Genomic DNA, 15270 nt, shown 5'->3' on the forward strand with positions numbered 1-15270 from the left:
CCGTCGTCGCCCTCGCCGCAACCGTCATCTTCTGGCTATGACACAAGAACGAGTCCTGACCCTAGGCACGCACCCGAGCGGAAGCGGAGCCGGAAGGCCTAGACCTCTTCCGAGCCAAGCGGTTCAGCGAATCTCAGAGCGGCGCGACTGTCACCGATCTGTGGGAAGGCTATCGCCGGGATCTGGGTGACAAGCCGACCGCCGCCACCATGGGATACACGGGCAAGGCCATTCTGGCACATTTCGGGGCCTACCGCCCCGACCAGATCACCACCGAGCTTAGCCGCGCCTATTCGCGCGACCGCATGGCTGCGGGCATCTCTCAAGGGTCTATCCATACCGAACTCGGCCACCTGCGCAGCACGATGACATGGGCCGAGCGCAATCGGCTCATTACGGCTGCACCCTACATCGAGCGACCAGCAAAACCGACGCCCAAAGAGCGGTATGTCACCAAGGATGAAGTCGCGCGGCTGATTGAATCCGCCGAAGCGCCACACATCGCACTGGCGATCCACCTGCTCTTTGGCACAGCTGCGCGCGTTGGCGCGATCCTCGATCTCACATGGAATCGTGTCGATATGGATCGCGGGACTATCAATCTCCGCCTCGACGATGCGCGTACTCGGAAAGGCCGCGCCATTGTCCCGATCAATCGAGGCCTGATGGCAGCCCTTCAAACCGCCCGCGATGCGGCGCTATCCGATTATGTGATCGAGTGGGGAGGCAAGAAGGTCGGCAATATCCGCAAAGGGTTTGAGGCCGCCTGTAGCCGCGCCAAGCTGACCGGCGTCACCCTGCACACGATCCGGCACTCAGCCGCCGTGGCCATGGTCTCCAGCGGCATCCCGATCACGCAAGTTGCCCAATATCTGGGCCACAGCAACGCCAGCGTGACCTATTCCACCTATGCCAGATTCGCGCCCGAGCATCTGACGGAAGCTGCCGAGGTCTTGGACTTCGTGAAGCTGAAGGCAGCGCGCTAGGTTCCGTGAAATTTGGAACACTTCGTTAAACGAAGCTTTAAGCTAAATTATACGAGGGAAATCATAAGGATGATGGTGGGTGGTGAGGGACTCGAACCCCCGACATCTTCGGTGTAAACGAAGCGCTCTACCAACTGAGCTAACCACCCGTGAGATGGGGATTATCCGGACTGACTAGGGCTTGCAAGATGCAAGATGCGCTCAAAGGTGGGGATTGGGAAATAAAAAGGCCCCGGGTCTCCCCGAGGCCTGATCTGTGGCTCTACGAAAAGGTTTAGGCGACATGTGCCGCTAAGCCCTTCAACCGCCCAGCTTTTCCAAAAGCCGCACATAGGCGCTTTGGCCTTTGCGATAGACGCCAATGCGGGCGAATTCATTGGGCGCATGCAGGTTTTCATCCCCCATGCTCCAGCCAAACATCACCGCATGCACGCCAAGATAATCGAGAAGCGTTGACATCACCGGGATCGAGCCGCCCGAGCGGGTGCGGTAAGGCTCTACCCCGAAGACCTCGGCCAGAACCTCTCGCGCAACTGCGGTGGCGTTGTGTCCGGCTGGCACATGATAAGGCACCGAGCCGCCGCCAGCATTTTCAAACCGGACGGTCACGCCATGCGGCGTGTGCTTGCGGACATGGGCTTCCAGCTGATTGTAGATCTTCACCGGATCTTGGGCGGCGACCAAACGGCAAGTGATCTTGGCACGGGCCTCGGCCGGATGCACGGTCTTTGACCCGATGCCCTGATAGCCCGAGGTGAGCCCGTTCACATCCAGCGCGGGCCGCGCCCAAAGCCGTTCCCGCGTGGTGTAACCGGGCTCACCAAAGGTTGCCGGAGCACCAGATTCGGCCAGATATTCGGCCTCATCATAGGGCACACGGGCAATCTCGGCGCGGTCTTCCTCAGAAAGCGGGATCACGTCGTCATAAAAGCCCTCGACGGTGATCAGCCCGTCGAGCGATTTCATCGAGGCAAGGATCTGCGCCAAGGCCATTGCCGGGTTGGCAATCGCCGCCCCGTGAAGCCCCGAATGCTGGTCCGATCGCGGCCCCTGCACCACGATTTCCATCTTGGCCATGCCCTTCAAGGCATCGACCAACATCGGCTGTTCCGGCGTCCATTGCAGACCATCGGCCGAGAAGATCATATCGGCTTTCAAAAGATCGACATTGTCGCGCACGAAATCCGGCAGATCGGGCGAGCCGATCTCTTCTTGACCTTCAAAGAAGAGCTTCACGTTGACCGGCAGCTTGCCGGTGGTCTTCAGCAAAGCCTCCACCGCCAAGATCGGCGTCATCATCCCGGCTTTGTCATCCGAGGCGCCGCGGCCATAGATCCGATCGCCACGGATCTCCGGCTCGAACGGCGCCGAATCCCACAGCTCATAGGGTTCGGCCGGTTGCACATCGAAATGGCCGTAGATCATCACCGTGGGCTTATCGGCCCCGGCATGCATCCAATCGGCATAGACCACCGGATGACCGGCGGTGGGCAGTACGCGGGCATTGTCGATGCCCGCCCGCTTCACCCGCTCCGCCACCCATTCGGCGGCCTTTTGCACATCGCCCATATTCTCGGGCTTGGCCGAGACCGAGGGGATGCGGATGAACGCGATCAGCTCATCCACATAGCGCTTTTGTTCCTGATCGAGCCAGGCTTCTGCCGTCATTGCAGTCACAGCGGCCTCCAATCAGTTCAGATCGCGCGGGAATTCGCGGACCCGGCTTTCTTGCTTCACGATCTCATCACCGGATTTGGCGGTGAATTCGGTCTCCATCCGCCAGACATCGCGCAAGGCGCGGACGGTGGCTTTGCACGAAAGCGTCACCTTCCAGCCGTTGTCGCGGGCGTATTCCTTGTCCCAAGTGCAGATCGCCACGGCCGTGTTCGGGTCGGTCGGGTTCACGGCATAGGTCTCAGAAGCGATCTGCTGGATGATCATCCCGGTGTGCGGATGCTGAACGCGGCCAGCATCGCTGACGGTGTGGTAGGTGGTGACACCCGTCACTGTGTCATGGGTGACCGAGCGCTCATAGGGTGCGGCTTTGATCAGTTGCGTGCTGGCCATAGGCGTGGCGCTTTCGGCAGGCAAGAAATCGGCCAAAGCTGCTTCGGCTGCGGCAGCGCGCTTGGGCAAGATCAGACGGCTTTCCGCGGTGTGCACTGTGAAGGTGGCCGCTTCCGGCGCCGGGAAGACGGTCGCGAAATAGGCGGTCGCGATGCCAAGGCGGAGCTTATAGCCCTTCGGCAGCTTTTGCCCGATCGAGCGGAACTTCATCCGCACCACTTCCGGAACACCCGGCTGCATCGGCGCAAGATCAAGATGATCGTGGCGATGGGTCAGGTTCAGCACGCCAAAGCTGATCCGCGTGGCCGCGCCATCGGGGGCCACCAGCGAGAGGGTCGCGGCAAGCTGCGCCACCGGCTTGTCGGAGGCCAGTTTCACCTCAAGCTCGGGGAAGCCCAGTAGATCAATGTCTTCCGCCAAGACCTCGGTGTCGAAGACGAGCTGGCCGCCCGCTTCAGCGCGTTGGTCGGTCGGCTGGTTCGGCACCGCGCCATAGGGGCACCAAGCACCGGCGGTGATGCCATGATCTTGCGGCGAGCAGATCGTCAGCTCCGCCGCCTCGCTGGGGCCGAAGGAGAGCTTGCCCGGTGCCAGACCAAGCGTCAGGTCCGAGACATTCGGCGAGGGCCAAGACGGATCGGCGACCCAGCGGCCCGGCCAAGTCTCATAGCCCGGTGCCGGCTCCAAGGCCTCACCGATCCAAGAGCGCAGCTCCGGCTCATCCATGATGCCGGTGTCGATGCCCTTGAGGTGCTGATCCCACCAGCGGATGCATTCTTGCAAGAAGCCGATGCGCGGGCCCGGCATGGCGAAATGCGGATATTTATGCGCCCAAGGCCCAACAAGGCCCTTTTTCGGGGCCGAGACGCCCTCCAAGAGGCGGAAGACGGCGTTGGTATAGCCATCAACCCAGCCGCCCACGGCATAGACTGCCGCCTCGATTTGCGAGAAGTCTTCGCAGACCGAGGCATGTTTCCAAAAGTCATTGCGACGCTGGTGGTGGAACCAATCTTCCATCCAGATGCCATTGCCGTTGAGACGCGCTTCCCACATCTCGCGCCAAGCCTCGCCCACGATCTCGGGGTCCGGCGGGGTCATCGAGATCGCCCAAGCGGTGGTGCCCCAATGGATGTTGTCGATCATCTGCGCGCCGCCCAGATAATGGACGTCATCGGCGTAACGGTCATCGGTCGAGCACAGCGAGATCACGGCTTTCAGCGCGGCCGGGCGACGGGCGGCAACTTGCAGCCCGTTGAACCCGCCCCAAGAAATACCGATCATGCCGACTTTACCAGTGCACCAACTCTGCGCGGCCAGCCATTCGATGATGGCAATGGCATCATCTTGTTCTTGCTTGAGATATTCGCCCTCGCAGACGCCCTCGCTGTCGCCGGTGCCACGCATATCGACGCGCACGCCGGCATAGCCGTAGCCTGCGAAATAGGGATGGGTCAGGGCGTCACGCTCAACGGTTCCGTCGCGTTTGCGGTAGGGCAAGAACTCCAAAACTGCCGGAACCGGATCGGTCTCGGCATCTTCCGGCAACCAGATGCGGGCGGCGAGACGCACGCCATCGGGCATCGGGATCCAGATGTTTTCGATCTCGCGCACGTTGCGGGGGAAATCGGTGCGGACGATGATCTCGTTCATTGGGCTTGCTCCAATCCGGCCTGCGCCGGGGTATTCATAGGGAAGTGACAGGTCAGTTGATGGCCGCCATTGACGCGCAAAGGCGGCGCGTTGCGGCGGCACAGATCTTGGGCAAAGGGACAGCGGGTGTGGAACTCGCAGCCGGAAGGCCGCGCCATCACCGAAGGCACCTCGGGCGGCAATTTGATGCGGTCATGCACCCGATCAGGATCGGGCTCGGGGTTGGCCGAAAGAAGCGCCGCCGTATAGGGATGCGCGGGGCTGCGGAAGATCGCTTCGGTCTCGCCCATCTCGACAAAGCGGCCCAGATACATCACCGCCGTGCGGTCCGCGATCTGGCGCACCACATGCAGGTTATGGGTGATGATCAGCATCGACAGGCCGAGCCGGTCGCGCAAGTCGTTGAGAAGGTTCAAAACCTCCCCCTGCACCGAGACATCTAGCCCCGCCGTCGGCTCATCCGCGATGATGAGTTGCGGATCGAGTGCCACCGCCCGCGCCACGCCCACGCGACGCGCCTGCCCGCCCGAAAGCTGGTGCGGATAGCGGCTGGCGAAATCCACCGGCAGGCCGACCAAGGTCAGCAAACGCCGCACCTCGGCGTCAAGATCACGGTCGGACATACCGTGGATGCGGAACGGCTCGGCCAGAAGCGCGCGCACATCCAGACGCGGCGAAAGCGAGCCCACCGGGTCTTGGAACATCATCGGCGCCCGGCGGCGCAGTTCCTTCATCTCGGCCCGCCCCATCGAGGTGGCATCCTTGCCATCGAAATGGATGCTGCCCGAGGCCACCTTTTGCAGCCCATTCAAGGTCCGCGCCAAAGTGGTCTTGCCCGAGCCGGATTCGCCCACCAAGGCAAAGGTCTCGCCCTTGGCAATGTCAAAGCTGACCCCGGCGACGCCTTCGATTGCGGTGACGTGACCGCGCAGCCGCGACAGGGTGCCGCCGACAGAAAAGACCACGCGCAGGTCTTTGACGGAAAGCAGGGGCGCGCTCATGCGGTCACCTCATTGGTTCGGATGCAGCGCGCGATATGGCCCGGCGTGACTTCAACGCTGGTCACCGGCTGGCCGCATTCGGGCTTGGCCAGAGCGCAACGCGCTTGGAATACGCAGCCCTTGGGGCGGTTGCGCAGATCGGGCAAAGTGCCAGGAATCGTTGGCAAATGCTTCACCCGCTCATGCAGGCGCGCCGGGTCGCAGTCGAGCAGCGCACGCGTATAGGGATGGCTTGGATTGCGGAAGATCTGCCGAACCGAGCCTTGCTCGACCACCTCGCCCGCATACATCACGATCATATCGTCACAGAGCTCGGCAATCACGCCCAAGTGGTGCGAGATGAAGAGAACCGCGCAGCCGATCTCTTGTTGCAGCTCTTTCAAAAGCTCGATCGTGGCGACTTCCAGCGTCGCGTCCAAAGCCGTGGTCGGCTCATCCGCGATCAGAAGTTGCGGCCGCATCATCAGCGCCATTGCAATCGCCACGCGCTGCTTCATGCCGCCCGAGAACTCATGCGGATATTGCGTCAGCCGCTTTTCAGGGTCGGGGATTCGCACTTGGCGCAGCATCTCGACCGAACGGGCGTCTTTCTCGCGCTTGGACAGATTCGAGCGATACTGGATATCGCGCATCTGCTTGCCGACCGAGAGCACCGGGTTCAAAGCGCCCATCGGGTCTTGGAACACGGTCGAGATCTGCAAACCGCGCAGATCGCGCATCTGGCGCGGGGTGAGCTTGGTGATATCGGCACTCTCGCCCAAACGGATCGCGCCGCCCGTCACCTCACCATTATCGGCCAAAAGGCCAAGAATGGCGTTGATCAGGGTGGATTTACCGCAACCGGATTCGCCGACGATGCCAGTGATCCGGCCCTTAGGCACGGAAAAGGACACATCTTTCAGCGCATGCAAGGTGCCGCCATCGGTGGCAAAGCTCACCGAAAGCGCATCAATATCCAGCGCCGGAGCGGGCGTGTTTTGGTCTGTGGTCATGGTCATCTCAGCGCCCCTTGAGCCGCGGATCGAAGACATCGCGCAACGTCTCGCCCAGGAAGGTGAAGCCCAAGGTGGTCAGGATGATCGGCAAACCGCCGGCAATCACGATCCACGAGCTGTCACGAATATTGGCGAAACCATCGTTCAAAATGGTGCCCCAAGACGGGGTTGGCGGACGCACACCGAGGCCAAGGAAAGAAAGCCCCGCCTCGATCCCGATCACCACCGGCACATCCATCGAGGCCAGAATGACGATCGGCCCGATGATATTGGGCAGGATATGCACCCGCAGGATGCGAATGGTCCCTGCCCCCATCGAGCGCGCCGCAGTGACATGCTCGGCGGTTTTCATCGCAATCGTCTGCGTGCGGATGATGCGGGCATAACCCGGCACCGAAACCATCACCACAACCATCACAACCGAGACCATCGAAGGCCCGGCCAAGGTGACAATCGTCAAAGCCAGCATGATGGTGGGGAAGCTTTTCATCGCATCGAAGACCAAAAGCAAAAATGCATCCAGCCAGCGCGGGCCATAGCCCGCCATCAGCCCCAGCACGATGCCCAGCATCAGCGAAAGCGCGGTCGAGCCCAAGGCCACCAAAAGTGCAATCCGCGCGCCATAAAGCACCCGAGACAGAAGATCGCGGCCCAAGTGGTCGGTGCCAAGCAGATGCGTCAGGCTTGGCCCTTGGAAGCGATTTTGCGGCGCGATCTTGGTGGGATCATACATCGCCAAAAGATCGGCGAAGATTGCCGAGGCCAAGATCAGCACCACCAAGGCCAATCCGAAAAAGCCCATCGGCTCGCGCAGAATTTTGCGCAAGGCGGCCAGGCCGGGGAAGGAACGCGCGCGCAGCGCGGCGGGTTTAATTGAAGCTTGCTCTGACACGGGGATCCAACAGTCCGATCACGAGATCGGCCAAAACGTTGACAAGGACGAAGAAGGCGGTGGTCACCAATACAGCGCCGGTGACGAGCGGATAATTGCGGGTCGAAATGGCCTCATAGACCAGCTTGCCAATGCCGGGCCGGGCAAAGACGATCTCTGCAAAGACCGAGGACGACAGCATATGTCCGATCCCCACGCCCAAAAGCGTAACGGTCGGCAAAATCGCAATGCGCAAAGCGTAGTTGTAGATGATCCAACGCTCGGGCAGACCAAAGGCGCGGGCGGTGCGGATATGGCCCGCCTCAAGCGTCTCAAGCATCGAGGCGCGCACGAGACGCGCGATATAGCCAATCCAGCCCAGACCAACCGCCAACGACGGCAGAATAAGCGCCATCAGCTGGCTTTTCAGGTTGCCAGATTCTCCCGCCCCAATCGCGGGCAACCACTTCAGATGCACCGCGAACAGCAAGAGCGCATAGATCGCGACCACGAAGGACGGCACCGCGATCACAGCAACCGACAGCACACCAATCACCCGGTCGACAAAGCCGCCGCGCTTCACGGCCGCGATGCAACCCAGCGGAATGCCCAGCAAGACGGCCCAAGTGATGCTGCAGAGCACCATCGCCAAAGTGAAGGGCAATTGCTCCATCACCACAGTCAGCACGGGGCGGCCCGACAAAGCCTCGACCCCCAGATTGCCCTGAACCGCAGAGCTGACGAAATTCCAAAACTGCACCAGAACCGGGTCATCAAGCCCCATCCTGCTGCGCAATTCTGCAATCATCTCGGGCGTGGCACGCGGGCCAAGCGCCACCGAGGCCGGATCGCCAGGAATGAGATAAATCATCGAAAACAGGATCATCATCGCCACAAGGATGATGGTGGCCCCCAGGCCTAACCTGCGCATTGCATATGCGAACATGGCGTCTGTTCCGCCTCTTTCAATTTACGCGTAACACGTTTGGCGCAGCGTGTTTGCTGCGCCAAAGATGTTCATAAAGCCCCGGCCAGATCGTCGCGGGGCCACCTTTATGAGTATCGCGGCCGCAGCGCGGCATCCGCGAGAAGCGGCCGGGTTTGGCCGCCCCCCATCTTGCTTTGATCAAGCGGGCTTGAACTTGTCGAAGAGCGGCATGGCGTTCGGCATGATCGCCGGAGCCACCGAATTGCGATATTCCACGCCCACGACTTCATGGGTCAGGAAGACGTACTGGCCGCTTTCCTCCATGATGTCTTGCATGCGCTTGTACATCTCGTCGCGCTTGGCTTCATCAAGCTCAAGCTGACCGGCTTTGTTCAGTTCATCGAACTCTTCGCTCGAGAAATGCTCCCAGTTCCACTGGCCGATTTGCTCGGTGGTGAACCAAGCCGTTGCCCAGCTCGGATCGGGATACATCGAGAAGCGCGACAGATAGAGTTGCAGCGGGAAGTTCGGATCCGCCTCAGCGCCACCAAGGTTCCAGAAGGTCCCGGAATCGTGCTGACGGATTTCGCAATTGATGCCCACATCCGCGAGGTTGGCTTGGATCACTTGGGCAGCAGTCAGACGCTCGGTCTTGTTGAGGATGTCGAGCGTGACGGTGATGCCTTCTGCGCCTTCAGCCGCCAAAAGCTCACGCGCTTTGTCGGGGTCATAGGCAAAAAGGTTCGCATCGCGATGCCCGGAAAGACCCGGAGCAATGATACCGGTCGCGGTGGAGGCAGCGCCGTAATAGGCCGCATCCACAACCGCAGCCGTGTCAATCGCATGCTGAATGGCACGACGCACATTCTGATTGTCCAGCGGCGCAGTGGTGTTTTTCATGCCCAGCCAAACGAAGGCCAGCGAGGGCTTTTCGATGACGGTGGTGTCCGCCGGGGGATTCTCTTTCAAACGCTTGATCGAGGAAACTGCGGTCCAGGTGTAGTCCAGATCACCGGCCTCATAGCCCATCTCAGCGGTCTTCTCATCCTCGATCGGCAGGATGTGAATCTCGTCATAAGCGCCTTGCTCGTATTTCCAATCCGGGTTTTTCACCAGAACGGTGCGCTGCTTGGGCTGCCATTCCTTCATAATGTAGGGGCCTGATTGGCCAACCGGCTTGGTGGTGATCTTGCCACCGACTTCCGCCAAGGCTTTGCGCGACACGATCAGCCCCGAAGAGCCCGGCAATGTGGTGGTCCAGAGCGGCGCGAAGGGGCCGGTCAGGTGGATCACGCCCGAGAGCGTGTCTTTGACTTCCACTTCCTTCAGCACAGCCCAGTCACCCGCATAGGCGCTGCCCGTGGCCGGATCGGCGATCCGCTCGAAGGAGAATTTCACGTCATCTGCGGTGACTTGGCCGAAACCATCGGTGAAGCCCAGTTGATCGCGCAGCTTGAAGGCGATGGTTTTCTCGTCCAGCTGTTCGATGCTTTCGACATCGCCCGGAGCCCAAGTCCATTCATCACCAGCCGGGCGTGCGACCAGCTTGGTGAAGATCGCTTGCATAATGTCTTGGTCGGATTGCGACATCATGAATGCGGGATCGAGCACTTGCAGGTCCGAATAGGACCGCACGCGCAGGATGCCGCCGGTCGCAGCCGAAGCGTTGCGGGGGAAGAGCAGCGACGACAGGCTCAAAGCCCCGGTGCCAACCAAGAGCTGGCGGCGGTTCACTGCGAACCCTTTGGTTTCATTGTTTTTCATAATGTTCTTCGCCCTGTTGATCGTGTTAGCGGAAAGAAGCGTTCTCAGATCACATGCCTAATGAAAAATTGACGCTTGTGTCCAGTCTTAAGTTAACATGTGCATACTAGGACCCTCGGAAGTTGCGATCGGCACAGGAAGGCAGGCCCTGGACGGGGTCCCGCTGCGGCAATTCTAAAGCCAAATCCCCCAATGCAACAAAGCCGGACCGCGTCTTGCGCGGCCCGGCATGGATCGTTTGACGATGCGCTAGAAAAGGCCCGCCGGGCTGGCTCGATCGCTTTGGTCGGGCAAGAGCCAACTCTCAGCGCAGCATTTGGCGCAGCGCAGAGAGGCCAAAGAGGCTTAGAATGATGCTGCCCTGCCAGTCATTCATCGGCGCGGGCAAAGCATGCACCCTCCAGCCAAGGCTTGGCAGGATTGAGGCCACCACCACGGCCGCGACATGGGTGCAAAGCGCCAGCGCCACGATGCCAATCGCCCAGCGAATGCCGGGATTTTCGGGGCTGGCCAAGCGGTTGGCCGCCGCGATCTCCAAAGCGCGAATTTGCGCCTCGGCCGCCAAACGATCAGCTTCGGTTGCGGCATCCAGCCGAGCGGCATAGGCTTGACGCAATTGCTCGGCCAATCCCGCACCGAAAAGCTTAACCAAAAACGCGATCATCTGCCGCCCCAGCCTTTCCAGACCGCAAGGGCCGCCAGCGCGTTGCCGATGGTGGCCAAAAGGGTCAGCGAGAACTCCCGCAGATCGAAGGGGCGGATGTCGAGCATGCCGCTCGCTGGATCAAAATCGGCCAGCCCTGCCAGGGCCAGCCCCCCGGCCAGCAGGCTGGCAAGGTAAAACAGTCCACGACTCATGGTCATTTTGGTCATTTGAACACTCCGATGATCCGCTGAAAGGCCCATGCCAACCGGTCTTTGGCCCAAGTGGCGCCATGCATCGCGACGGTATTAGAAGGCCAAGCCCCCTCGCCCCAACCCGCGCCTTCTAGGGCTGCCAGAAAGGCCTGATGATATCCGGCGTAAAGCGCGCCGTTCCGCGCAGCATCCCCGTTGAGAATGGCGCGCGCGGCATAGGCGTTGAACGCAAGCCCCGCGCCGTAATCGCTCAGCTTTTTGTCGGTGTAGCGGCCCGTTGTCATGCCGTGCAGCAAAGACGCCACCGCAAGCTCAGGCTGCAAGATTGTCTCTGGCCGGTCTTCCAGCCCCAGCTTGCGGTAATGCGCGCGCCCCGTCAGCTGGTCGAGCCCGCCGCCGCGGTAGATCCAACCGTCATCCGTGCCGGGCCGGTTTCCCAAGCGCCCGCCGTAGACACTGTTGGCAAGCGCGCGCGGCTGACCGGCGAAGGCCACTGCTTCCGGCCGGCTCGGCCAAACTTCGGCGATACGCTTGGCGCTATAGCGCATCGACTCGCGCTGTGGGGTGAGCCGCGCCTCGCCCCAAGCGGTGGCCAGCACATAGGCCAAATGCGCGGTTGGCAACTTGGCGCCTTGGTGCAGAATGGCATCGAGCACCAGCATCTGTACCGGGCTAATCGTGCCAATGATCGGACGGATCGCGCTGAAGAACGCTTTGCGGTTCATTCTGCCTACCCCTTTGAAACCCCTCAATTTCCGGCACGCAGCACCGGTGAGCCTTGGGAGTGTTTGCTTTGGGGGCACTCTGGCCAAGCAATGTGAATGAGAGATTGCCGAAGCGCGCGCCGCTGCCCTGCGAGAGCCGCCAACGACGCAAAAAGCCCCGGAGTTTTCCGGGGCCTTTTGGTAGAATGGTGGGCGATAACGGATTTGAACCGCTGACATCTTCGATGTGAACGAAGCGCTCTACCGCTGAGCTAATCGCCCGAAATCAATTCGGTTCGCGGCTTTTAGCCATCATCCTCTTCCTCTGCAAGAGGCTCTTTTGCGTCTTTTTTACGATGCGTGCCGCGCCGCAGTTTCAGCGTCAACATCGAGGCCCCATCCTTCTCGGCCGCGCGCGCGATCCGTACCCGGCCGATGCCCGGCAGGTTCAGATCCTCCCCCTTGGTCAGCCCGTCGCCCAAGGCAGTCAGCGTCGCCTCGACGATCTCTTTGACGGTCTTTTTCTTGGCCCCCGTGGTGCTGGCGACACGCGCGACCAAATCCTTAATTTTAAGCGTTGGACCCTTGATCCGAGGGACCACATTTGTCTCCGTCGCAGGCGGCTTGGGCACCATTTTCGGCGGCACGCTGATCGCTGGCGCGGCGGCTTTCATCGGCTTCACAGCGGTGGCCTTGCCAGTGCTGGCACGCTTGGCCTTCGTAGAGTCGGCGGTGGGTTTCGAATTCGCCATCTTGGCCTCCTGCCCCTGACATCTCGACGATAGGCGGTGGCGCGTCATGACGCTACAATTTTCATTAACTTCACGGTGGTCCCTCTTCCCGCCCCAATACAGATGAGGCGTGGGTGATTCGCCCCGTGCAACGCCTTGCCCTTCACGAATCGGCAGCCGCGCTTCGGCTCAAAGCCTAAAAAGCAAACGGGCGCCCCTAGGGACGCCCGTCGCTTCAGTTCTTCAGGCGCGCTTAATGCGCGACTTGGTTGGGCGCGGTGCCGCCGGCTTTCAAAGCCGCCGCAGCCGCCTCTTCCGCCGCCTCATCCCATTCGACCGCCTCAGGCTGACGCGTCAAGGCCTGCGCCAGCACCTCACGGACATGGGTGACCGGGATGATCTTCAGCCCTTCCTTCACATTGGCCGGAATCTCGGCCAAGTCCTTTTCATTCTCTTGCGGAATGAACACGGTCTTGATGCCGCCACGCAAAGCCGCCAGCAGCTTTTCCTTCAAGCCGCCAATCGCCATCGCATTGCCGCGCAAGGAAACCTCGCCCGTCATCGCCACATCTTTGCGCACCGGAATGCCGGTCAGCACCGAGACAATCGCCGTCACCATCGCCAGACCGGCCGAGGGGCCGTCTTTCGGCGTGGCGCCGTCGGGAACGTGGACGTGGATGTCCATCGTTTCGAACTTCGGCGGTTTCACCCCGATTTGCGGGCTGACCGAGCGGACGTAAGACGAAGCTGCGTCGATGGATTCCTTCATCACATCGCCGAGCTTGCCGGTGGTCTTCATCCGCCCTTTGCCGGGCAGTTTCAGCGCCTCGATATGCAGCAGATCACCGCCGACCGAGGTCCAAGCCAGCCCCGTCACCACGCCAACCTGATCCTCTTTCTCGGCCAGACCGTAGCGGTGGCGTTGCACGCCCAGATATTCCTCAACCTTGGCCGCATCCACGGCAACCGTGGTGGCCTTTTTCTTCAGAATATCCGTCACCGCCTTGCGGGCGAGCTTGGCAATCTCACGCTCAAGGTTCCGCACCCCAGCCTCACGGGTGTAGTAGCGGATCACATGGTTCAGCGCCTCATCCGAGACCGAGAACTCACCTTTTTTCAGACCATTGGCCGCGATTTGCTTCGACAGCAGGTGCTGGCGCGCAATCTCGCGTTTCTCGTCCTCGGTATAGCCCGAGAGCGGGATGATCTCCATCCGGTCCAACAGCGGACCCGGCATGTTGTACGAGTTCGCCGTGGTGATGAACATCACGTTCGAGAGGTCATATTCCACCTCAAGATAGTGATCGACGAAGGTGCCGTTTTGCTCCGGATCCAGCACCTCAAGAAGGGCCGAGGCCGGATCGCCGCGGAAGTCCTGCCCCATCTTGTCGATTTCATCGAGCAAGATCAGCGGGTTGTTGGTCTTCGCCTTTTTCAGCGCCTGGATGATCTTACCGGGCATCGAGCCGATATAGGTCCGGCGGTGACCGCGGATCTCGGATTCGTCACGCACGCCGCCAAGCGAGATGCGGATGAATTCGCGCCCCGTGGCTTTGGCAACCGAACGGCCAAGCGAGGTTTTACCCACGCCGGGCGGGCCGACGAGGCAAAGGATCGGGCCTTTAAGCTTGGCCGAGCGCGCTTGCACCGCCAGATATTCGACGATGCGCTCTTTGACCTTCTCAAGGCCAAAGTGATCGGCATCGAGCACCTTTTGCGCCGCACCCAAGTCTTTCTTGACGCGCGATTTGGTGCCCCACGGCACCCCCAAGAGCCAGTCGAGGTAGTTGCGCACCACGGTGGCTTCGGCCGACATCGGCGACATCGACTTCAGCTTCTTCAGCTCAGCCTCGGCTTTGTCGCGGGCTTCTTTGGAGAGCTGGGTCTTTTTGATCCGCTCTTCCAGTTCTGCCAGCTCGCCTTGGCCATCTTCACCGTCGCCAAGTTCCTTCTGAATGGCCTTCATTTGCTCATTCAGATAGTACTCGCGCTGCGTCTTCTCCATCTGGGATTTGACGCGGGTCTTGATCTTCTTCTCGACCTGCAGGACCGACAACTCGCCCTGCATTTGGCCGTAAACCTTTTCCAGCCGCTCAGCGACGGTCAGGGTCTCGAGAAGATCCTGCTTTTGCCCGACTTCCACACCCAGATGTCCGGCGACAAGATCGGCCAGACGCGCAGGCTCACGCGCCTCCGCGACCGAGGCCACGGCCTCTTCAGGGATGTTCTTTTTGATCTTGGCGTAGCGCTCAAACTCTTCGCCCACGGCGCGCACCAAAGCATCGACCGAGGCTTGGTCGCCCATGCTTTCGTTCAGCATCTCGGCCTGCGCTTCAAAGAAGGCCGGATTATCGACGAATTCGGTGATCTTGACGCGCGCTTTGCCTTCGACCAGCACTTTCACGGTGCCGTCGGGAAGTTTCAGCAATTGCAACACATTGGCCAGCACGCCGACGCGGTAGATCCCATCGGTGCTGGGGTCATCTACGGTCGGATCGATCTGGCTCGACAGCAGGATCTGCTTGTCGTCTTGCATCACCTCTTCCAACGCACGCACCGATTTCTCGCGGCCCACGAAAAGCGGCACGATCATATGCGGGAAGACCACGATGTCGCGCAGCGGCAACACCGGGTAGCTGGGGGAAAGGCGTTCGGTCATGCTCTTGTCCTTGTCTTGCGGCCGCATTTCTGGGTCCCGACCATCGGCAACCCCGA

Annotated in this window: 13 protein-coding genes and 2 tRNA genes; 1 reads left to right on the forward strand and 14 read right to left on the reverse strand. The window is 60.8% G+C overall.

The features are described 5' to 3' along the window. Positions 1 to 209 precede the first annotated feature (209 nt). A complete protein-coding gene (locus Q9295_RS14720; protein WP_306681339.1) occupies positions 210 to 986 on the forward strand; it encodes a tyrosine-type recombinase/integrase in 777 nt (258 codons plus the stop codon). Between the two features lie 73 nt (positions 987 to 1059). On the opposite strand, the gene Q9295_RS14725 is transcribed toward Q9295_RS14720, so the two are convergent. The 14 genes from Q9295_RS14725 to lon form a co-directional block, all read right to left on the reverse strand. Then, positions 1060 to 1135: transfer RNA gene (locus Q9295_RS14725), tRNA-Val, on the reverse strand. 151 nt (positions 1136 to 1286) lie between these two features. Further along, positions 1287 to 2654, reverse strand: a complete 1368-nt coding sequence (locus Q9295_RS14730) for a dipeptidase (RefSeq protein WP_306681436.1) — start codon at positions 2652 to 2654, stop codon at positions 1287 to 1289. Positions 2655 to 2675: 21 nt separating this feature from the next. Further along, positions 2676 to 4703 carry a CocE/NonD family hydrolase gene (locus Q9295_RS14735; RefSeq protein WP_306681340.1) on the reverse strand — a complete coding sequence of 676 codons (2028 nt, stop codon included), beginning with the start codon at positions 4701 to 4703 and terminating at the stop codon, positions 2676 to 2678. Further along, positions 4700 to 5704, reverse strand: a complete 1005-nt coding sequence (locus tag Q9295_RS14740) for an ABC transporter ATP-binding protein (RefSeq protein WP_306681341.1) — start codon at positions 5702 to 5704, stop codon at positions 4700 to 4702. Before Q9295_RS14740 ends, Q9295_RS14735 begins: the two co-directional genes overlap by 4 nt. Then, positions 5701 to 6702, reverse strand: coding sequence for an ABC transporter ATP-binding protein (locus Q9295_RS14745; RefSeq protein WP_306681342.1), 1002 nt, complete (start codon positions 6700 to 6702; stop codon positions 5701 to 5703). Before Q9295_RS14745 ends, Q9295_RS14740 begins: the two co-directional genes overlap by 4 nt. Before the next feature lies 1 nt (position 6703). Then, positions 6704 to 7525 (reverse strand): ABC transporter permease, encoded by an 822-nt coding sequence (locus Q9295_RS14750; RefSeq protein WP_306681343.1) that lies wholly within the window; start codon positions 7523 to 7525, stop codon positions 6704 to 6706. 43 nt (positions 7526 to 7568) lie between these two features. Next, a complete protein-coding gene (locus Q9295_RS14755; RefSeq protein WP_306681344.1) occupies positions 7569 to 8516 on the reverse strand; it encodes an ABC transporter permease in 948 nt (315 codons plus the stop codon). A gap of 180 nt (positions 8517 to 8696) precedes the next feature. Beyond that, on the reverse strand, positions 8697 to 10262 hold the full coding sequence (locus tag Q9295_RS14760; protein WP_306681345.1) for an ABC transporter substrate-binding protein: 1566 nt from the start codon (positions 10260 to 10262) through the stop codon (positions 8697 to 8699). A gap of 304 nt (positions 10263 to 10566) precedes the next feature. After that, entirely contained in the window at positions 10567 to 10926 is a 360-nt protein-coding gene (locus tag Q9295_RS14765) for a hypothetical protein (protein WP_306681346.1), read from the reverse strand. After that, positions 10923 to 11135, reverse strand: a complete 213-nt coding sequence (locus tag Q9295_RS14770; RefSeq protein ID WP_306681347.1) for a hypothetical protein — start codon at positions 11133 to 11135, stop codon at positions 10923 to 10925. The genes Q9295_RS14765 and Q9295_RS14770 overlap by 4 nt, the downstream gene beginning before the upstream one ends. Further along, entirely contained in the window at positions 11132 to 11845 is a 714-nt protein-coding gene (locus Q9295_RS14775) for a hypothetical protein (protein ID WP_306681348.1), read from the reverse strand. The genes Q9295_RS14770 and Q9295_RS14775 overlap by 4 nt, the downstream gene beginning before the upstream one ends. Positions 11846 to 12031: 186 nt before the next feature. Beyond that, positions 12032 to 12106, reverse strand: a tRNA-Val gene (locus Q9295_RS14780). Positions 12107 to 12129: 23 nt separating this feature from the next. Then, positions 12130 to 12576, reverse strand: coding sequence for an HU family DNA-binding protein (locus Q9295_RS14785; RefSeq protein ID WP_306681349.1), 447 nt, complete (start codon positions 12574 to 12576; stop codon positions 12130 to 12132). Positions 12577 to 12808: 232 nt separating this feature from the next. Then, positions 12809 to 15214 carry an endopeptidase La gene (lon, locus tag Q9295_RS14790; RefSeq protein WP_306681350.1) on the reverse strand — a complete coding sequence of 802 codons (2406 nt, stop codon included), beginning with the start codon at positions 15212 to 15214 and terminating at the stop codon, positions 12809 to 12811. Positions 15215 to 15270: the final 56 nt, after the last annotated feature.

Origin of the sequence: Pseudogemmobacter lacusdianii (assembly GCF_030848395.1) — a bacterium.
In the GTDB taxonomy this organism is placed as follows: Bacteria; Pseudomonadota; Alphaproteobacteria; order Rhodobacterales; family Rhodobacteraceae; genus Pseudogemmobacter; species Pseudogemmobacter lacusdianii.